Annotated in this window: 17 protein-coding genes; 12 read left to right on the top strand and 5 right to left on the bottom strand. The window is 71.7% G+C overall.

What is annotated here, in order from left to right; genetic code table 11:
* Positions 1 to 4: 4 nt before the first annotated feature.
* From ACYVIP_RS20600 to ACYVIP_RS20580, 5 genes are read left to right on the top strand one after another with little or no spacing between them, the layout of a single operon-like run.
* Positions 5 to 802: a CoA transferase subunit A gene (locus tag ACYVIP_RS20600; protein WP_460398692.1), complete on the top strand. Its 798-nt coding sequence runs from the start codon at positions 5 to 7 to the stop codon at positions 800 to 802.
* Positions 803 to 822: 20 nt separating this feature from the next.
* A complete protein-coding gene (locus ACYVIP_RS20595; RefSeq protein WP_460398733.1) occupies positions 823 to 1,554 on the top strand; it encodes a CoA-transferase subunit beta in 732 nt (243 codons plus the stop codon).
* Positions 1,551 to 2,249, top strand: a complete 699-nt coding sequence (pcaH, locus tag ACYVIP_RS20590; protein ID WP_460398690.1) for a protocatechuate 3,4-dioxygenase subunit beta — start codon at positions 1,551 to 1,553, stop codon at positions 2,247 to 2,249. Before ACYVIP_RS20595 ends, pcaH begins: the two co-directional genes overlap by 4 nt.
* Entirely contained in the window at positions 2,246 to 2,767 is a 522-nt protein-coding gene (gene pcaG, locus ACYVIP_RS20585; protein ID WP_460398688.1) for a protocatechuate 3,4-dioxygenase subunit alpha, read from the top strand. The genes pcaH and pcaG overlap by 4 nt, the downstream gene beginning before the upstream one ends.
* 14 nt (positions 2,768 to 2,781) lie before the next feature.
* Positions 2,782 to 3,561, top strand: a complete 780-nt coding sequence (locus ACYVIP_RS20580) for an IclR family transcriptional regulator domain-containing protein (protein WP_460398686.1) — start codon at positions 2,782 to 2,784, stop codon at positions 3,559 to 3,561.
* Positions 3,562 to 3,696: 135 nt separating this feature from the next.
* Here ACYVIP_RS20580 and ACYVIP_RS20575 read toward each other — a convergent pair whose 3' ends face one another.
* From ACYVIP_RS20575 to ACYVIP_RS20565, 3 genes are all read right to left on the bottom strand, one after another.
* Positions 3,697 to 4,002 carry a hypothetical protein gene (locus ACYVIP_RS20575; RefSeq protein WP_460398684.1) on the bottom strand — a complete coding sequence of 102 codons (306 nt, stop codon included), beginning with the start codon at positions 4,000 to 4,002 and terminating at the stop codon, positions 3,697 to 3,699.
* Between the two features lie 75 nt (positions 4,003 to 4,077).
* On the bottom strand, positions 4,078 to 8,397 hold the full coding sequence (locus ACYVIP_RS20570; protein ID WP_460398682.1) for an AAA domain-containing protein: 4,320 nt from the start codon (positions 8,395 to 8,397) through the stop codon (positions 4,078 to 4,080).
* Positions 8,398 to 8,546: 149 nt separating this feature from the next.
* Complete coding sequence (locus ACYVIP_RS20565) at positions 8,547 to 9,488, bottom strand: MBL fold metallo-hydrolase (protein ID WP_460398680.1); 942 nt, start codon at positions 9,486 to 9,488, stop codon at positions 8,547 to 8,549.
* A gap of 141 nt (positions 9,489 to 9,629) precedes the next feature.
* On the opposite strand from ACYVIP_RS20565, the gene ACYVIP_RS20560 reads away from it, so the two are divergent.
* The 4 genes from ACYVIP_RS20560 to ACYVIP_RS20545 all read left to right on the top strand — a co-directional run bounded on the left by ACYVIP_RS20560 (position 9,630) and on the right by ACYVIP_RS20545 (position 12,640).
* Positions 9,630 to 10,769 carry a S1 family peptidase gene (locus ACYVIP_RS20560; protein WP_460398678.1) on the top strand — a complete coding sequence of 380 codons (1,140 nt, stop codon included), beginning with the start codon at positions 9,630 to 9,632 and terminating at the stop codon, positions 10,767 to 10,769.
* A gap of 115 nt (positions 10,770 to 10,884) precedes the next feature.
* A complete protein-coding gene (locus ACYVIP_RS20555) occupies positions 10,885 to 11,808 on the top strand; it encodes a helix-turn-helix domain-containing protein (protein WP_460398676.1) in 924 nt (307 codons plus the stop codon).
* 102 nt (positions 11,809 to 11,910) lie between these two features.
* Positions 11,911 to 12,273, top strand: coding sequence for a DUF397 domain-containing protein (locus ACYVIP_RS20550; RefSeq protein WP_460398674.1), 363 nt, complete (start codon positions 11,911 to 11,913; stop codon positions 12,271 to 12,273).
* 31 nt (positions 12,274 to 12,304) lie between these two features.
* Positions 12,305 to 12,640 carry a hypothetical protein gene (locus ACYVIP_RS20545; RefSeq protein WP_460398672.1) on the top strand — a complete coding sequence of 112 codons (336 nt, stop codon included), beginning with the start codon at positions 12,305 to 12,307 and terminating at the stop codon, positions 12,638 to 12,640.
* A gap of 135 nt (positions 12,641 to 12,775) precedes the next feature.
* On the opposite strand, the gene ACYVIP_RS20540 is transcribed toward ACYVIP_RS20545, so the two are convergent.
* The gene (locus tag ACYVIP_RS20540; protein WP_460398670.1) at positions 12,776 to 13,177 is read right to left on the bottom strand and encodes a rhodanese-like domain-containing protein; all 402 of its coding nucleotides are present in this window, start codon (positions 13,175 to 13,177) and stop codon (positions 12,776 to 12,778) included.
* Positions 13,174 to 13,728 carry a cysteine dioxygenase gene (locus ACYVIP_RS20535; RefSeq protein ID WP_460398667.1) on the bottom strand — a complete coding sequence of 185 codons (555 nt, stop codon included), beginning with the start codon at positions 13,726 to 13,728 and terminating at the stop codon, positions 13,174 to 13,176. Before ACYVIP_RS20535 ends, ACYVIP_RS20540 begins: the two co-directional genes overlap by 4 nt.
* A 245-nt stretch (positions 13,729 to 13,973) precedes the next feature.
* On the opposite strand from ACYVIP_RS20535, the gene ACYVIP_RS20530 reads away from it, so the two are divergent.
* From ACYVIP_RS20530 to ACYVIP_RS20520, 3 genes are all read left to right on the top strand, one after another.
* The gene (locus ACYVIP_RS20530) at positions 13,974 to 14,366 is read left to right on the top strand and encodes a Na-translocating system protein MpsC family protein (protein WP_460398665.1); all 393 of its coding nucleotides are present in this window, start codon (positions 13,974 to 13,976) and stop codon (positions 14,364 to 14,366) included.
* Positions 14,367 to 14,454: 88 nt separating this feature from the next.
* On the top strand, positions 14,455 to 17,586 hold the full coding sequence (locus ACYVIP_RS20525) for an ATP-binding protein (protein ID WP_460398663.1): 3,132 nt from the start codon (positions 14,455 to 14,457) through the stop codon (positions 17,584 to 17,586).
* A gap of 78 nt (positions 17,587 to 17,664) precedes the next feature.
* A complete protein-coding gene (locus ACYVIP_RS20520) occupies positions 17,665 to 18,222 on the top strand; it encodes an NADPH-dependent FMN reductase (protein WP_460398661.1) in 558 nt (185 codons plus the stop codon).
* Position 18,223 lies beyond the last annotated feature (1 nt).

The following is an 18,223-nucleotide window of genomic DNA, read 5'->3' as shown; positions in this document are numbered from 1 at the left end:
CACAGTGGCCGAGCTGGTTGACCTGGCCGGCGGAATCGCCGAGCTGGTGCGCGACGGGGACACGGTGGCGCTGGAGGGCTTCACCCACCTCATTCCCGCGCGGGCGGCGGTGGAGATCATCCGGCAGCGCAGACGCGACCTGACCCTGGTCCGGATGACCCCCGACATCGTCTACGACCAGCTGATCGGCGCGGGGTGCGCGCGCAGGCTGGTGTTCGCCTGGGGCGGCAACCCCGGTGTCGGCTCGCTGCACCGGCTGCGGGACGCGGTGGAGAACGGCTGGCCGGCGCCGCTGGAACTGGAGGAGCACAGCCACGCCGGGATGGCCAACCGGTACGTCGCTGGCGCGTCGGACCTGCCGTTCGCGGTGCTGCGCGGCTACCAGGGCACCGATCTTGCCGGGCACACCGACACCATCCGCACGGTGGTCTGCCCGTTCACCGGGGAGCGGCTGGCCGCGGTGGCCGCGATCCGGCCGGATGTCACGGTGATCCACGCGCAGCGCGCGGACCGCAAGGGCAACGTGCAGCTGTGGGGCCTGGTCGGGGTGCAGAAGGAGGCGGTGCTCGCGGCCAGACGGTCGCTGGTGACCGTGGAGGAGGTCGTGGACGAGCTCGATCCCCGACCCGGCGCGGTCGTGCTGCCGTCGTGGGTGGTGAGCGCGGTGGCGGTGGTGCCCGGCGGCGCGCGGCCGTCCTACGCGCAGGGCTACTACGAGCGGGACAACGACGCCTACCGCGCGTGGGACCCGGTGAGCCGGTCCCGGGAGCGGTTCACCGCGTGGCTCGCGGAGGTCTCGTGAACCCGTCGGCCGACGAGTTGATGACCGTGACGGCGGCGCGGGCGCTGGCCGGGCACGTGTCGTGCTTCGTCGGCATCGGCCTGCCGAGTACCGCGGCCAACCTCGCCCGCCGGGTGCACAACCCGGACCTGGTGTTGATCTACGAGTCCGGCGCGATCGGCGCGAAACCCTCCCGGCTGCCACTGTCCATAGGGGACGGTGAGTTGGCGGAGACCGCGGCCGCGGTGGTCTCGGTGCCCGAGGTGTTCAACTACTGGCTACAGCCCGGCCGGATCGACGTCGGCTTCCTCAGCGCGGCCCAGCTGGACCGCTTCGGCAATCTGAACACGACGTTCGTCGGCGGAACCTACGCCAGGCCAACGGTTCGGCTGCCCGGCGCCGGTGGCGCGCCGGAGATCGCCGCCGCGTGCGGCGAGGTGTTCGTCATGGTGCGGCAGAACCGGCGCACGTTCGTACCGAAGGTCGACTTCGTCACCTCGGTCGGCTATGGCACCGGCGGCGAGTTCCGCGCCGAGCTGGGCGTGCGGGGTCGTGGTCCGGTGCGCGTGGTCACCGATCTCGGGGTGCTGGAACCCGCCGAGGACACCAGGGAGCTGACGTTGACGATGGTCCATCCTGGAGTGTCGGTGGCCGACGTGCGCGCGGCCACCGGCTGGGCCCTCAGGGTCGCCGAGCCGGTGGCGACGACGACGTCGCCGACCGAGGAGGAGCTGAGCGTGCTGCGCCGGCTCGTGGAAGGGAGTTCGTCGTGACCCTCGCCTATCAGCGGGACCCCGGCGGCACGCATCCGCCGCTGGCCTCGCCTGGCTACCGCTCGACCGTGCTGCGCGCGCCGCACCAGCCGCCGGTGTTGGTGCCGCACACCATGACCGAGGTCACCGGCCCGGTGTTCGGCGAGGGCCGGGTGCTGCCGGCCGACCACGACCTGACCCGCCAGCACGACGGGGAACCGTTGGGGGAGCGGATCGTCGTGCACGGCCGGGTGCTCGACAGCGACGGCCGCGCGGTGCCGGACACGCTCGTCGAGCTGTGGCAGGCGAACTCCGCCGGCCGGTACGCGCACGTGCGCGACCAGCATCCGGCGCCGCTCGACCCGAACTTCACCGGCGTCGGCCGGTGTCTGACCGACTCGACCGGGCGGTACCGGTTCGTCACCGTCAAGCCGGGCGCCTACCCGTGGCGCAACCACGAGAACGCGTGGCGGGCGACGCATCTGCACTTCTCGTTGTTCGGCCGGGCGTTCGTGCAGCGGCTGGTGACCCAGATGTACTTCCCCGGCGATCCGCTGTTCTATCAGGACCCGATCTACAGCGCGGTGCCGGCGGCGGCCAGGTCCAGGATGATCTCTTCGTTCGACCTGTCCGAGACGGTGCCGGAATGGGCGCTGGCCTACCAGTTCGACATCGTGCTGCGCGGGCGCGAACAGACGCCGATGGAGTCGACATGACCGGCGGGCTGACCCCGTCGCAGACCGTCGGGCCGTTCTTCTCCCACGCACTCGCCTGGGTGGACGGTCCGGTCGTGACGGCCGATCCGGCCGCGTTCTGGTTGCGGGGCACCGTCTTCGACGGCGCGGGTGACCCGGTGCCGGACGCGCTGATCGAGAGCTGGCAGCCGGACGGACACGGCCGGTTCAACCACCACGACTTCCGCGGCTACGGCCGCAGCACCACCGACGATGACGGCCGGTGGGGGATCAGCACCCTGCTTCCCGGTCAGGTGCCCGATCTCGCCGGCCGGCCGCAGGCGCCGCACATCGCGCTGTCGGTGTTCGCCAGAGGACTGCTCGACCGGGTGGTCACCCGGGTCTACTTCGCCGACCAGCAGTCCACTGTGGAGGATCCGGTACTGTCCCTGGTGCCGGCCGAGCGGCGAGACACGTTGGTGGCCCGGCCATCAGCGGACGGCTACGAGTTCGACATCCGCTTGCAGGGCGAGCGGGAGACGGTGTTCTTCAGCATCTAGGCAGGGGGTGGGCGGTGGCCGGGCGCGGGCCGGACTTCGTGCGGTCGCTGGAACGCGGGCTGGCGGTGATCCGGGCCTTCGACCACGACCACCCGGAGCTGACGTTGAGCGAGGTCGCCGCGGTGACCGGGGTGACCCGCGCGGTGGCGCGCCGGTTCCTGCTGACGCTGGCCGATCTCGGCTACGTGCGCAACGACGGCCGGTTCTTCTCACTGACCGCGAAGGTGTTGGAGCTGGGCTACGCGTACCTGTCGAGCCTGTCGCTGCCGGAGGTGGCCGAGCCGCACCTGGAGGCGTTGGTCGGCGAGGTGAACGAGTCGTCGTCGGTGTCGGTGCTCGACGGCCACGACGTCGTCTACGTCGCGCGGGTCCCGGTCAGTCGGATCATGACGGTGTCGATCAGCGTCGGCACCCGGTTCCCCGCCTACGCGACGTCGATGGGTCGGGTGCTGCTTGCCGGCCTGCCGGCCGAGGCGCTCGAGGGGTACCTGTCGACGGTGCGCCTCGAGCCGCTCACCGCCAGGACGGTCACCTCGGTGGCGGCGCTGCGGGGCGAGCTGGCCAGGGTGCGCGGCCAGGGCTGGTCGCTGGTGAACCAGGAGCTGGAGGAGGGCCTGCGCGCGGTGGCGGCGCCGATCCGGGACCGCGCGGGCACGGTGGTGGCCGCGCTGAACGTCTCCACGCACGCCAGCCGCACGTCCCTGGAGTCCCTACGCCGAGACCTCCTGCCCCCACTGCTCAAGACCGCCGCCCACGTCGAAGCCGACCTCCCCGGCCGCCGCCCACCGCGATGAAGGCGCCAGCGTCCGCTCACCGCGGCCCGACGCAGCGAAGGAGCCCTTCGCTGCGCCCAGTGCAGTGAAGGAGCCCTTCGCTGCACTCACCGCAGCGATGGGACCCTTCGCTGCACACGGCGTCCTTCAGCGCGGTCACGGGGTGTGGACTGTCCACTCCGCGGTGTGGCCGATGACGCCGGGGATGTCCTCGGTCAGCCGGGCGAAGTCGATGGCCTGGGCGATCAGCCGGTCGGGGTGGTGCTCGATCGCGGCCCAGGCCCTGGCGCGTTCCTGCTCGCTGGCGAAGCGCCCGTGGTCGAAGGCCCTGCGTGCCGCCGCCCGCAGCGCGTCCAGGTCGTGGACGACGATCGAGAGCGAGGCGTCGACCAGATAGCGCCGGCTCGGGTCGGCCGACCTGGTGATGGTTCGCAGCTCGGCGCTGGACAGTTCGTGGCTCATATCGCCATGGTGCGTCGGGAAATCCGGCTCGGCCACGAGGAAGGGCCCAGATGGGGGACTATTCCGGGTCGCCCCCTAGGGAGCGGCCGGGATACCGGGGTGGATGTCCAGCTCCGCCAGTGCCGAGGTGAGCGCGCCGAGCACGGCGGACTCGGCGACGTAGAACGACGACGCGCGGACGCGGAAGAACCGCCAGCCGCACCGTTCCAGGTCGCGCTGGCGGGCGAGGTCCCGCTCGTAGCCCGCCGGGCCGGTCCAGGTGTCGCCCTCGCACAGCACGCCGAGCCTGCCCATGGCGCCGACCACCACGAGGTCGGGGGTGACGGTGTAGCCCAGCGCCAGCAGACGGTTGGCCACGTGTTGGTGGAACAGCGAGTCGAACGGCTCGACCAGCCGGTCCTCCGGCGCGGGCGCGCGCAGGTAGGTCTCCCGCTGGCCGTCGAGGCCGTAGCAGTGGTCGAGCAGCTGGAAGCGCATGTCCTCGGCGTTGTCCAGCGCGCCGGGCGGGATCGAGTGGAACAGCCACATCTGGTCCCTGGCACGGGACGCGGCGACGTTGTACCGCTGCACGTACAGGTCCCTGGTCAGCGGGACCTGCGCCGGGCCGGCGGCGACCATCGACAGGAACATCACATCCCGTTCCGCGCCCTGGAAGTCCGCCGAGTCTCCACATTGGAGCCGACGCGCCGCCCAGTCCTCCGGCGCGATCCGTTCCAGCAGCCGCTTCTCGATCGCCTTGGCCTGCGCGGTGCCGAGCAACGAGATCACGCCGAAGGTCAGCCCGTCGTAGCGCGGGTCGGCGACGCACTTCGCCAGCTGGTCGGCGATCGCGGCCACCTCGACCGGGTTGACCTTGTTCGTGGTGCCGGTGACGTACCCGTCCGGCAGGTACACCGGCCGCAGCGGCTCGAGCCGGTCGGCGCCGTACTGGCGGACCGGGACCAGCCGCACGCCGTCTGGCTCGTAGGCCACCCGGTTGGCGAAGGCGATGATCTCCGGCACGCAGCGGCGGTGCTCGGTGAGCGTGAGCAGGCCGCGGTAGCGCATCTTGGCCTCGTCGAACAGGCTGCGCTGCGGGTCCTGCCAGGCCGAGCGGTACGGGTCGTCGGCCAGGTACTGGCCGGCCAGGTCGCGCAGCTGCTGCTGGTCGACGCCGACCGCCGATGGCGAGACCTGCTTGTCGTCGCCGATCACCACCATGCGCGGTGCCAGGTACTGCAGGAACGTGGCCTCCAGCCCGGCCTGCGACGCCTCGTCGACGATCACCACGTCGAACATGTCGCGGCGGATCCGCAGCTGCTCGGCGATCCGGTAGATCGGCATGATCCACACCGGCACCGCCGGCCGGCAGCGGTCCATCGCCTGGCGGACCTCGACCCGGCGCTGCGCGGCGTAGCGGCCGGTGCCCTTGCCCAGCCGGCGCACCAGGTACGCATAGTGCTCCAGGTTCGCGCGTGCCTGCCCGGTCAGCCGGTCGGGGGAGACCGCGTGCCGCCAGGCCCTGGTCGCGGCCAGACGCTCCACTTCGGACCGGATGCGGGTCTCGGTGAGCCCGATCTCCGACTGCAGCGCGTTCACGTCGGTCACGCCCTTGGTGAGCACCCAGGCCCCGGTCGCCGCCCACGACCAGGCCTCGGTGAACGACGCCAGCTCCGTCCAGTCCGAAGTGGACGTCTCGACGGCGGTGCGCAGCCGGGGCGCGGCCGCGCCGAGCCGGTCGCCGAGCTCGTCGCGGCGCGCGGTCAGCGACCGGACCTCGTGCAGGCGCTCGATCCGGCGGTGGGCGGCGGCGTACTCGGTGAGGTCGCGGTCGCGGGCGGCCTGGCGCAGCCGGCGCACGCAGGGGGCGGCTTCGGCATGCCCGGCGGCCGAGGAGAGCGCGGCCTCGATCCGGCGCAGCGGCACGGTCGCCGCCGCGTGCGCGTCGGCCGCGGCGGCCACGTCGACCAGATCGGCGTAGCCGCGGACGGCGTCCAGGTCGGTCCAGTCCGGCCGGGGCAGGCCGGCGTCGGTCAGCCCGCGCTGCTCGGCCGCCAACTTTTCGGACAGCCGCAGGACTCGGTGCAGCTGGTCGAGCTCGGTGCCGTGCCACTGCGCGCGTTCGTGCACCGAACCGGCGGGCGGGGCGACGCCGGCCGGCCAGGTGCGCTCCAGCGCGGCGAGCACCTTGGTCAGCTCGGCCCACTGGAGGAAGGCGGCGACGGCCCCGGCGTCGGTCGGCGGCAGGCCGTCGACCCGGACCGTGGCGAACAGCGCGGCGGCCTGCTTGACCGGTTTCGGGGTGAGCGCGCCGAGTTTGGGCATGCCGTCCGGCTGGGTGCGCAGCGACCCGTCCTTGAGGTGGGCGTGCAGCTGTTGTGCCTGGGGGACCAGCAGCGTCGGGTTTCCGTCCACTTCGACCGTCCGAAGTGGACCAAGTTGGGCGGTGAGCCTGGTCGCCTGGCCGACCAGGGTGCCGAGCTGGTCGGCGCGCGCCTGCCAGGCCCGGCCGCGCCCGGAGCGGATGTCGGCGAGGGCGTCGTTCATCCAGGTCTCGCGGCGGCGGGCGAGGTCGTCGGCCTCGTCGGCAAGCTCCCGCAGCCGCCGCCGCAGCTGGCCGCGGGCAGTGGAGTCCAGGCGGCGCAACGACTCGAAGGCCAGGTGTGCCTTCTGCTCGGTGTGCCGGCCGTCGGCGGCGGCCGTCTCGTGCTCGGCGGCGACCAGGTCGGCGAACCCCGGCGGGGGTGGGATCACGGCCAGCTCGACCAGCCGGCCGCACGACTCCAGCTCGTCCTCGACCAGCGCCCGGTCGGTCAGCAGGCCGCGCCATTCCAGGATCTCGGCGGTGGACAGCGGCGCCGGCCGGTCCGGCCGGACCTCGACGTGCGCGCGCAGCCAGCCGTGCCGGGGAGCCAGGGCGGCGAGCTGGCGGGCGATCGCGGCCAGCGTGCCCCGGTAGCCGGCGTGCTCGTGCTCGCGGACCTCGTCGGCCCTGGCGGTGACGAGCTGGCGGTGCAGTTCCGCACGACGCAGCCGCAGCCGCTCGACCACCGCGAGACAGTCCTCGATCGTGCGCCGCGCCTGGGTGTCGTCGTGTTCGGTCGCCATCGCGGCGATCCGCTCGACGGCCACCTTGAGGTCGGACATGTCCTCCCGCGAGCTGCCGACGACCGCGACCGACAGCGGCTTGATCGCGGCCGGCAGCTTGTCCCGGACCTCGCGCAGGGCGCGGTCGGTGTGCGCAGTGACCAGGACACGCTTGCCCTGGGCGAGCAGGTGGGACAGCAGCGCGGCCGCGGTGTGCGTCTTGCCGGTGCCCGGCGGGCCCTGGACCAGGGTCTGGGCCTGGGTGTCGACCTGGCGGACGATCCGCAGCTGGGTGTCGTTGACCGGCAGCGGCAGGAAGTCGTCGTCGTCCACGGTGACCAGCGCGCCATCGGGTGGCGGCGCGGTGTCCTGGCGCGGATGGTGGTCGGGGTCGATCAGCGGGCGCAGCCCGTCGGGGATCTCGCCGGTCTCGGTGAGCTGGTCCACGATCGTCTCGAAGATCTCGACCAGACCCTGCTGCGAGCGCCGGCGGAGGATGACCGCGGGAGCGAAGGTGGCGACCGCGTGGGCCGCGGCCGGCGGCACGGTGTCCACGTCGTGGTACTCGCCGCCGGCGTCGAGGGTGTGCACCACCCGGCGGACCAGCGCGCCGGTCTCGGTGCGCCGCAGGGGATGGGTGGCCAGCGCGTCGGCGATGGCGCGGATGTCGTTGACGTGGCGCGGGTTCGGGACGTGGCCGGGGTCGAGCATGTCCAGCTCGACGTCCGCGGCGTCGACCGGGCCCACCCTGGTGACCGACAGCCGTCCGGTGTCGTCGTCGAGGTCGATGGTGACCGGCGCGGTGACCAGGTGCCGGCGCACCTCGGGGTGGCCGGCGGGCGCCCAGGCCAGGCAGCCGGTGCCGACGACGAGCTCGACCTCCTCCGGGTTGCCGGTGGCGGCCACGAAGGTGGCGAACAGCTGGCCGTAGCAGGCGCGTGCGGCCCGGTCGGTGACCTCCTGGTCGGCCCAGGCCTGCCAGGTGGGCAGCCAGGTGTCGTAGTGCTCGCGCAGCACCGGGTCGGCGGGTGGCGCCGGGATGATGGCGGGGTCGTCCCAGCCGTCGAGGGTGAACCCCTCGGGGGCGGGCGGGTCGACGCGCACGACGCGGTCGATGGTGAGGATCGGGTCGTCCAGGGCGGGTTCCGCGTGGTGGGTGGCGGTGACCGCGGGATGTGCCGGCAGGTCGTGCAGCCAGTGCACGGCTCGGTAGGCGTCGACGGTGCGGGGCGGAAGGTTGCGCAGCTGTTGAGTGCGGCCGAGGAACTCGAAGAGCCGGATGGCACGGCCGACCAGGGGAGTCTGCGCAGCCTGGTCAGCTTCTGGCACCTGGCCACGCTACCGCGCCTGGCCAGGCCCGGGCAGGTCAGCGGCTTCGCCGGTAGGCGAACGGCGCTCGTCAGGCGCTTGTCAGGCCAGGCAGGTCAGGGTTGCCGCCGTTATCGGCGGATGACGTTGGCGGCGCGGGAGGTGCGGTGTCAGGCCAGGCAGGTCAGGGGCTTGCCGCCGTTGTAGGAGATCATGTCGCGCAGTGCGGCGAGCGCGTCGATCTGGCCGCCGGGCGGCGTGCCGTCCAACTCGGCGATGGCCCGGTGCAGGTTGCCGACCAGCCGTTCGGGGTCGCTGAGCGCCGCGTACTCGCCGAGGTCGGTGTCGCGCGCCGCGGCCAGCGGTGAGACGCCCTCGGCGTGCGCCGAGCGGGCGATCGCGTCCACGAACCGCAGATAGCCGCGCACCCGCTCGATCAGCTCCGGGCCGGCGACCGGGCCGTGGCCGGGCACGATGGTCTCCGCGCCGAGCGGCTCGAGCACCTCGGTCAGCACCCGTAGCGCGCCGGTCACCGAGCCCTGCAACAGGAAGGGCGTGCCCCCGTTGAACAGCAGATCGCCGCAGAAGAGGACCTTGCGGTCGGGCAGCCAGACGATCGAGTCGTTGGTGGTGTGCGCGGGGGTGCCGGTGTGCCGGACCTCGCAGCGCAGGTCGTCCACCCAGATCGTGACGCCGTCGGTGTAGGTGAGGAACGGCGGCTCCAGCTCGACCTCGCCCCAGTCGACCTTGGTCCAGATCGGCTCGTCGACCGGGTTGCCCCAGTCGAGGATGCCGGTGCGGGTGGCCTCGTGGGCCACGATCGTGGCGGTGTCGAACAGGAAGTTGCCGAACGTGTGGTCGCCGTGGTGGTGGGTGTTGATCAGCGTGCGCACCGGCCGGGGCGTCACCCGCGCGATCGCGTCCAGGTAGGCGCGGGTGCGGCGCACGGTCGCACACGCGTCGACGCTCACCACGCCGCGCCGCCCGACCAGGAACCCGGTGTTGTTGATCCACCAGGTGCCATCCGGCTGGGTGTAGGCGAAGACGCCGTCGCTCACCTCCTGGGTCCTCGGCGGACCCGGGGTGTCGATGTCCCGTGCGGTGCTCGTCATCCGCACAGCCTAGAACGCAAATTTGGTCTAGACCTTGACGTGGCTATGCCGGACACACCACGGTGGACGATGAGAGCGCTCTCAACCTCTCCGGTCGGGTCATGGCCCGGCCACCCCTGCACAGGAGACAGCGAGGGCACCATGAAAACAGGCGTGCGAAAAGGAAGGTTGCTCGTGTCGGTGGGCGCGTGTGCGCTCCTGGCACTGGGCCTCACCGCGACACCGTCGGTGGCCGAACCGGCCGCCGAGCCGGTCAGCGTGTCGAACGGGTTGGTCACGTCGATGTCGCGGGATCTCGGGCTGACCGAGGAGCAGGCGACCGCGCGGGTGCGGCACGAGGCGGCCGCGATCCGGCTGGAGCCGGCGGCCAGAGCCGCGGCCGGCGCGGACTTCGGCGGCTCCTGGTACGACCAGGAGCGCGGCGCGCTCGTGGTCGGGCTGACCGGCGACGCGCACGCCGAGGCGGTGCGGGCGACCGGTGCCGAGGTCCAGACAGTCGAGCACACGCTGGCCACGCTCGAGGCGGCGAAGGCCAGGCTGGACCGTGGCGGCGCGCCCGCCGACGTGGCGAGCTGGCATGTCGACCCGATGGCCGGTCGCGTTGTCGTGTCGGTGGTGCGTGGGTCGACGGCCGATGCCGAGGTCAGGGCGTTCCTCGGCCAGGCGGGGCCGGTGAAGGTGGTCGAGGTGGCCGCGCGGCCCGAGCCGTTCGCCGCGGGCACCGTCGGCGGCGATCCCTTCTACATCAACGGGAACACCCGTTGCTCGATCGGGTTCTCGGTGAACGGCGGGTTCGTCACGGCCGGTCACTGCGGTGGCACCGGCTCGTCGGTGGCCGGCTGGGACGGCTCCGCCATGGGGTCCTTCGCCGGCAGCTCGTTCCCCGGCAACGACTACGCCTTCGTGCGGATCGGCAACGGCTGGTGGACCGTGCCGGTCGTCCTCGGTTGGGGCACGGTGCCCGACCAGTTGGTTCGCGGGTCCGGCGAGGCGCCGGTCGGCTCCTCGATCTGCCGGTCGGGTTCGACGACGCACTGGCACTGCGGGCAGGTGCTGGCCAAGAACGAGACCGTCAACTACGCGCAGGGCGCGGTGCACCAGATGACCAAAACGAGTGTGTGCGCCCAACCGGGTGACTCCGGTGGGTCATTCATTACGGGTGATCAAGCACAGGGCGTGACCTCCGGCGGCTGGGGCAACTGCTCCACCGGCGGCGAGACCTGGTTCCAGCCGGTGAACGAGATCCTCGGCGTCTACGGGCTCAGCCTGGTCACCGCCTGACGCGGCAGTCGCACCGTCGTTTTCCAGTGCACAAGCAATGGAGAACGGCGGTGCTACTCCCCAGTCGGCCGACAGGCGCGTACTCTGAGTTGTCGACAGCGACTTGATCTCGATCATGGAGGGCGGAGATGTGGCCGCGGAAGACCTGCGCGGTGACTCTGAGGGCTCTGCCAAAGGCAACAACGCCGAGCTGAGCGGTGCGCCGACCGCGCGCCGCATCGTGCTCGGCGCTTCGCTGCGCAGACTGCGCGAGGCCGCCGACATCTCCCGCGCCGCCGCCGGTTACGCCATTCGTGGCTCCGACTCGAAGATCAGCCGGATGGAGCTCGGCCGGGTCGGCTTCAAGGAACGCGATGTCGCCGACCTGCTGACGATGTACGGCGTGACCGAGGACCGCGAACGCGAAGTGTTCCTCGAGATGGTGCGCAAGTCCAACGAGCGCGGGTGGTGGCACCGCTACACCGACCTGATGCCGGACTGGTTCCAGGACTTCGTCGGTCTCGAGGAGTCCGCTTCGCTGATCCAGAACTACGAGCTGCAGTTCGTGCCGGGGCTGCTGCAGACTGAGGAGTACTCCCGCGCGGTCGCGAGCCACGGGCGGCCGGAGCGGCTCGACGAGCCGACCGAGCGCCGGGTGCGCCTGCGGTTGCAGCGGCAGAAGGTGTTGTCGCGGCCCGGCGCGCCCCGGTTGTGGGCGGTGGTGGACGAGTCGGTGCTGCACCGGCCGATCGGTGGGCCCGCCGTGCTGCGGCGCCAGATCGACCACCTGCTGGAGATGACCAGGCAGCCGAACATCACGTTGCAGATCGTGCCCTACGCGATGAGCGGGTACGCCGCCGAAGGCGCGTTCAGCATGTTGCGGTTCGCCGAGCCCGCGCTGCCCGACATCGTGTACGTCGAGCACCTCGGTGGCGCGCTGTACCTCGACCGGTCCAACGAGATCGAGCTGTACGGCCGGGTCATCGACCGCCTCGCGGTGGACGCGGAGACGCCGGACAACAGCCGCCAGCTACTGACCAAGATCCGGTCGGCCATCTGAGCCGCCGGCCCCGGGCCGCATCGCCCGATCGGGACACGCCAACCCAAAGTAGTTTCGCCGCACACGTGCGGTAGTGATCGCGCGCCTACCTGGGCGAACACAATGGGTCACCATCGTGACCAGTTTTGTCACCGCCCGACCCGTCTGCACGTGCATTTACCGCTGCACCCGCAGGTGCTACGGTTCCGACCATGCAACTGCACGTGCAGATGCACCCACCGAACCGGGGTCGAGAAAGTGGGGAACATGCTGGGCAATGTGCGTAATGGAATGTCCGCGGACGAACTCGCCGGTGCCAGCTGGCGCAAGAGTAGTCGCAGCGGAGCGGTCGGCAACTGTGTCGAGTTGTCCTGGCCGGGCTCGGAGGTCGTGGCGGTACGGAACTCGCGTGATCCGCGCGGTCCCGTCCTCGTGTACCCCCGGGCCGATCTGGTGACGTTCCTGGCTGGCATGACAACCGCCTGACGGCCTGACAACGGCGTAAAGGAGACCCGAGATGGCCGCCAGGGGGAGATCGTCCGCCGATGGGGCGACCGACACCGATGCTCAACTCCGCACCCTCGTGGCGCGTGGGTTCCGGTTCATCGACCCTCGGGACGACAACGGCGACATCCTCGCGGTCGTCGGGATTCGAGCCCACGACGACGTCATCGACGTGGTCCGGCTCAACAGCGAGGACGACGTGGTCGCCAGTCGGATGCCAGCCGACGACGATGTCATGGCGCCCCGTCGGCTGTTATGGCAGGAAGCCGGGTCGGCTGACCTGGTGCTCGGCGCGATGCTCGCGCTGCCGGACCGGCAGCTGATCGTGCCTGGCCGGGTCAGCGCCTGAAACGTCGGAACTACCTTGGGGGGCGGTACCTGACCGGTCGGACGTGGACGACAGGTCAGGCATCGGCTGGGGCGTTCCCGTGAACCACTGGGTCGCGTAAAGCCTGGTTCACGGGAACGCCCTGGCGGGATTTCCCTACTCGCCGAGCCGGGACACCGTCGGCAGTCCGCTCGCGTGCCAGGCGGTGTAGCCGCCGACCACGTCGGTCACGTTCGCCAGGCCAAGCTGGGACATCAGCTGGTGGGCGGCCAGGCTCGAGGTGTACCCCTCGTTGCACATCAGGATGATCGCCCGCTCGTGGTCGCCGAACGCCAGTTCCTTGAGCCGGTGCTCGCTGGTCACGTCCAGCCGCCATTCCAGCACGTGTCTGGACACCGCGATCGCCCCCGGCACCTCGCCGAACCGCCACCGGTACTCCGTCGGCCGCAGGTCCACCAGCACCGCGCCGCGCCGCATCTCCTCGGCCGCCTCCGCCGGCGCGTACCGGGTGATCCGCGCCCTGGCCGCCGCCAGCAAGGCCGATATCCTGTCTGTCACGCCGAGACCTCGCGGAGGATGGTCGCCTCGGCTTCGAGCACGGTGGTGTCCGGTTCCGGGGTCTCGCACGCGATCTCACGCAGGTGGTGCATGCCCGTCGGCAGCCAGCAGTAGAAGTTCATCGACCGCAGCGGTGGCGAGTAGGCGTGGATGGACACCGTCGGCTCGGTGCCCACGTTGACCAGGTTGTGCAGGTAGTCGGCGCCGAAGCCGACCGTGTCCCCGGCGACGTGCCGCCTGGTGGCCAGGCCGGTGTGCCGCACGGAGCCGTGGTCCTCGGTCAACGAGCCGCTGGCCACGGTGAACGCGCCGACACTGCCGCCGTGGTCGTGCAGCAGCGTGTCCTGGCCGATGTCCCAGCAGATCAGCCAGACCTCGACGGCGTCGTCGACGTGCAGCCTGGCGTAGAACCGCCGGTTCAGGTCGAACCGAACCGACGTCGACCATTTGTTGGGGGATTCGGAGATTTCTTTGACGGTCGCCTGTAATTCTTTGGGCGTCCACGGTCGCGGCGAAGAATTCGGCGCGCCGAAACTAGCAGGAATACTCACGAGACAAGCCCTTCCGCTTGCAGCTCGCGGTGTCCTCGTTCGCCGGCTCCGCACGCTCGCGGTGGCCTTCGCTCGAGGCCACCACGAGTGGTGTCTCGCTCGAGTCGCGCCGCCGCGCGGCCAGCCAAAATGCCCGGTGGGCACACTGCGGCACGGCCCGATCAGCCACTATGGTTTCCGATGGGTGAGCGATACGCTCGCCACGAGCTTATCCGGCGGGGGAGTCGGGACACAACGTGTCCCACATGCCGGTGAAGGGAAACGGCGCCATGCGGATAACCAGGGCGCAGCGCAGCGCGGTCGCGGAGAAGATCACCAGCCTGGAACGCCAGTTCTACGGTCGTGGTCCACGCAGCGTCCAGGTCTCGGTCAGCGACGACGAACCGGTCAGTCTTGTCGTGCTGTCCATCGACAGCCTCACCGTCGCCGACGCCATCCTCGGCGAGCGCGGCCACCGCGAGGCGGTGATCCGCCACCACGAGGCACTGCACGAGGCCACCAGGACCGACTTCCTCGAGGCCGTGGAGAGCATCGTCGGCGGCCAGGTGACCGCCTACCTCGCCCAGGTCCACCCGACCACGGGCACCGCGATCAGGGTGTTCGTGTTCTCCGACCACATCCCGGAAGAACCGGCCTGAACCTGCGCATAGGCGTTTTGTCGGTGGTCCTGCCTAGTATCGGAATCTCCTCAACCGGTCGAACCACGCACGAGACGGCTTACCCGACATGCCAGTTGCAGAGCTCATCGGGCGGGACCACCCCGCCGCACTGTTGCGCGCGGAGATCACCCGCGCCACGGACAGTCACGGCGGTCTGGTGCTGGTCACCGGCGAGGCCGGGATCGGCAAGACGACCCTGGTCACCGCCGCGGTGGGCGGCGCGCGCCGGGCGGGTGCGCTGGTGCTGTCCGGTTCCTGCTGGGACGGGGCGGCCGCGCCGGGCTACTGGCCGTGGACCCAGGCCATCCGCGCGTTGCGCCGGCAGGCCACCGCGCAGGAGTGGGCGGCGGCCGAGCAGGCCGCCGGCACGCCGCTTGGCCTGCTGCTCGGCGGCGCCGTCGCCGACGAGCCGGTCACCGGCTTCCAGCTCTACGACGCGGTGACCAACGCGCTGGTCGCGGTCGCCGGGCAGCGGCCGGTGGTGGTCGTCCTGGAGGACCTGCACTGGGCCGATCCGGAGTCGGTGCGGCTGCTGGAGTTCGTCGCGCAGCACACCTGGTTCGAGCGGTTGCTGCTGGTCGGCACCTATCGCGACGTCGAAGTGGAGGCCACCGGCCACCCGCTGGCGCCGTTGCTGGTCCAGCTGCTCGCGCGGGCCACCACGATCACGCTGACCGGGCTGGCGCAGGCCGAGGTCGGCGCGCTGATCGCGCGCACCACCGGCACCGAGCCGGCCGAGGAGCTGACCACCGACGTACACCGGCGCACCGGCGGCAACCCGTTCTTCGTCGAGCAGACCGCCCGGCTGTGGCACAGCGGGAGCGCGCCGAACGCGGTCGCCCCCGGCGTGCGCGACGCGGTCCGCCGGCGGCTGTCGTTGCTGGCGCCGGTGGTGTCCACGCTGCTCACCGGGGCCGCGGTGCTCGGCAGGGAGTTCGACCGGCGGGTGCTCGCGGCCACCGTGGCCGCGCCGGTGCCGCAGGTGGCGCGGTTGCTCGACGAGGCGGTCACCGCCCGGCTGGTGGTCGCGCGGGGTGACGGCCGCTTCGCCTTCGCCCACGATCTGGTGCGCGAGGCGCTGTACGAGTCGCTCGACGACGACCAGCGCCGCCGCCGGCACGCGGCCGTGGTCCGCGCGCTGGACAACACGGCGCTGGCCGAGCGGATCTTCCCCGGCGAGCTGGCCAGGCACGCCTACCTGGCCGGCGCCGAGCTGGCGCCGGACGGCGTGGTCGACCTGCAGGTGGCCGCCGCCAAGGACGCCCGCCGCCGGATCGCGTTCGAGGAGGCCATCGGCCACTACCGCCGGGCGCTGGAGCTGGTCGGCCGGGACGACCCGCGCCGGGTGCGGATCTGTCTCGAGGCCGGCAGCGTGAGCTACCACTTCGGCGAGTTCGCGGCCACCAGCGCGCACTTCCAGGAGGCCGCCGAGGTGGCGCTCGGCATCGGCGATCCGGAGATCCTGGCCAGGGCGGCGCTGACGCTGTACGGGATGGACGACAAGGTGACCGATCCGGCGCTCAAGGCCGACCTGCTGCGCCGGGCGCACGCCACGCTGGTCGTCGGCGGTTCGCCGGACCAGCCCCTCGACCAGCTGGCCCAGGAGCTGTTGCGCCAGCTCATCGCCAGGGCCCGCAGCGAGGAGGACCACGAGCAGCTCGGCTTCAGCCTGTGGACCATGCACGACCGGCTGTGGGGTCCCGGCTACGCCGCCGAACGCCTCGAGCTGACCGACGAGCTGGTGTCCATCGCGGGCAAGTCCGGCGACGTGGAGATGGAGCAGTGGGCCAACTCGCTTGGCTGGGTGGCCGCGCTCGAGCTGGGCAGCCCCGGCTACCTCGACCGGTTCACCGAGTTCGTCCGGCTCGCCGCCAAGCACCAGAGCGAGCCGACGCTGGTCATCGGCGCCGATGTCGACCAGTGCATCATCGGGGCCATGCACGGCCGGTTCGCCGAGTCGGCCGCCTATCTCGCCAGGGCGTTCACCTTCGTCGAAGCCAGCGAGCACCCCCACTTCCGGTACACGAAACATCACCTGAAATGGGCACTGGCCGCACTTCAGGGTGATTTCGCGGTGCTGGACGAGCTGCGCCAGCAGGCGGACGAGGCGCACTATCCCTACAGCGAGCTGCTGGACGGGATCACCGCGGCCATCCGCGGCGACGCCGAGACCGCGGCCCGCTGCCTGGCCGTCGCCGACGCCCGCGCCAAGCCGGTCAGCCAGACCTTCCGCCCGCTGCTGATGCGGCTGCGGGCCCAGGTGGCGGCGCTGACCGGCGACCAGGAGCAGTGCGCGCGGTCGGTGGCCGAGCTGACCCCCTACGCCGACACCTGGCTGGCCGCGCTGTTCGGCTGCGACATCGGCGGCCCGGTGCGGCTGTGGCTGGCCATGGTCGACACCGCGCGGCGGCGGTGGCCGGCGGCCGTCGACGGCTTCACCGAGGCGCTGCGCTCGGCCGACCTGCTCGGCGCGCGGCCGTGGGCGATCGAGGCGAAGGTCGGCCTGGTGGCCGCGCTGCGCGGGCGGGGCTCGCCGGCGGACACGGAGCTGGCCGACACCCTGGCCGAGGAGGCCGCCCGTGAGGCGGCCGAGCTCGGCATCCGTCACCGCGCCTCGCCGGACGTGCGCCGGCCGGCTCTCCCGCGCCCGGCGGTCAACGAGTTCCACCACACCGGCACCGTGTGGACGCTGACCATGGCCGGCCGGACGGTCTCCCTGCCGGACGCGAAGGGCCTGCGTGACCTGCACGTACTGCTGTCCTCGCCGGGCACCGAGATCCCCGCGGCCCGCCTGCTGAACCCGGCGGGCGGGGAGGAGGTGGTCGCCGCGTCCCGGCTCGGCGGCGACGAGGTGCTGGACGCGACGGCCCGCGCGGCCTACCAGCGCCGGCTCGCGCAGCTCGACGAGCGGATCGACGACGCGACCCTGGCCGGCGACGACCGGGCGGCGGTCGCGCTGGACCAGGAGCGCGCGGCACTGCTGGCCGAGCTGCGCGCCGCGGCGGGGCTCGGTGGGCGCACCCGCCGCCTCGGCGACGAGACCGAACGCGCGCGCAAGACGGTCACCGCGAGGATCCGCGACATCCTGCGCAGGCTCACCGACAGCCACCCGGAACTGGCCGCGCACCTGCGCGACTCGGTGTCCACCGGCACCACCTGCAGCTACCGACCCGCCAGACCGACGACCTGGCGCCTGTAGCGATGACCAACGACGCGCCAGATCCGATCTGGCACCCGATCTCGCGCCTTCGGAGTGAGGACCGAGGAGGGCTTGCTGATGGGCACACGGCTACGCGTCGCGGTGATCATCGGAAGTACCCGGGACGGCCGCGTCGGCGAGTCGATCGGAAACTGGTTTGTCGACGCGGCCACTCGGCGTGATGATGTCGAACTCGACGTCGTCGACCTCAGAGGGTTCGATTTTCCGGATCACTACCCGGAGGGGGTGACAGCCGACATGCGGGAGTTCACCGCGGCCATCGACCGCGCGGAGGGTTTCGTGGTCGTCACGCCCGAGTACAACCGGAGCTTTCCCGCGTCGCTCAAGCAGGCCATCGACTTCGCCTACGACGAATGGCACGCCAAACCGGCGGGGTTCGTCTCCTACGGCTGCCGCAACCGAGGGCATTACGCCGTGGAGGCGCTGCGCGATGTGTTCACCGAACTACACGTGATGACCGTGCGCGACGAGGTCGCGATCGACCTGCTCGCGCTGCGGGCGGACGGGATTCCCGGCGACGAGGCCGAGATCGCCGTGCGCACCATGATGGACCAACTCGTCTGGTGGGGGACCGCGCTGCGGGAGGCGCGCGCCAGGCGACCGTACACGGAATGAA

Source organism: Actinophytocola sediminis (genome assembly GCF_054779715.1).
The sequence above is the reverse complement of the archived record's forward strand: the minus strand, read 5'-3'. Positions and strand labels throughout refer to the sequence as shown.

Coding starts and splice junctions, on each gene's coding strand:
- ACYVIP_RS20595 (WP_460398733.1), top strand. CDS start 823: ATGACCGTGACGGCGGCGCGGGCGCTGGCCGGGCACGTGTCGTGCTTC.
- pcaG (WP_460398688.1), top strand. CDS start 2,246: ATGACCGGCGGGCTGACCCCGTCGCAGACCGTCGGGCCGTTCTTCTCC.
- ACYVIP_RS20575 (WP_460398684.1), bottom strand. CDS start 4,002: ATGAGCCACGAACTGTCCAGCGCCGAGCTGCGAACCATCACCAGGTCG.
- ACYVIP_RS20565 (WP_460398680.1), bottom strand. CDS start 9,488: ATGACGAGCACCGCACGGGACATCGACACCCCGGGTCCGCCGAGGACC.
- ACYVIP_RS20560 (WP_460398678.1), top strand. CDS start 9,630: ATGAAAACAGGCGTGCGAAAAGGAAGGTTGCTCGTGTCGGTGGGCGCG.
- ACYVIP_RS20555 (WP_460398676.1), top strand. CDS start 10,885: ATGGAGGGCGGAGATGTGGCCGCGGAAGACCTGCGCGGTGACTCTGAG.
- ACYVIP_RS20550 (WP_460398674.1), top strand. CDS start 11,911: ATGGGTCACCATCGTGACCAGTTTTGTCACCGCCCGACCCGTCTGCAC.
- ACYVIP_RS20545 (WP_460398672.1), top strand. CDS start 12,305: ATGGCCGCCAGGGGGAGATCGTCCGCCGATGGGGCGACCGACACCGAT.
- ACYVIP_RS20530 (WP_460398665.1), top strand. CDS start 13,974: ATGCCGGTGAAGGGAAACGGCGCCATGCGGATAACCAGGGCGCAGCGC.
- ACYVIP_RS20525 (WP_460398663.1), top strand. CDS start 14,455: ATGCCAGTTGCAGAGCTCATCGGGCGGGACCACCCCGCCGCACTGTTG.
- ACYVIP_RS20520 (WP_460398661.1), top strand. CDS start 17,665: ATGGGCACACGGCTACGCGTCGCGGTGATCATCGGAAGTACCCGGGAC.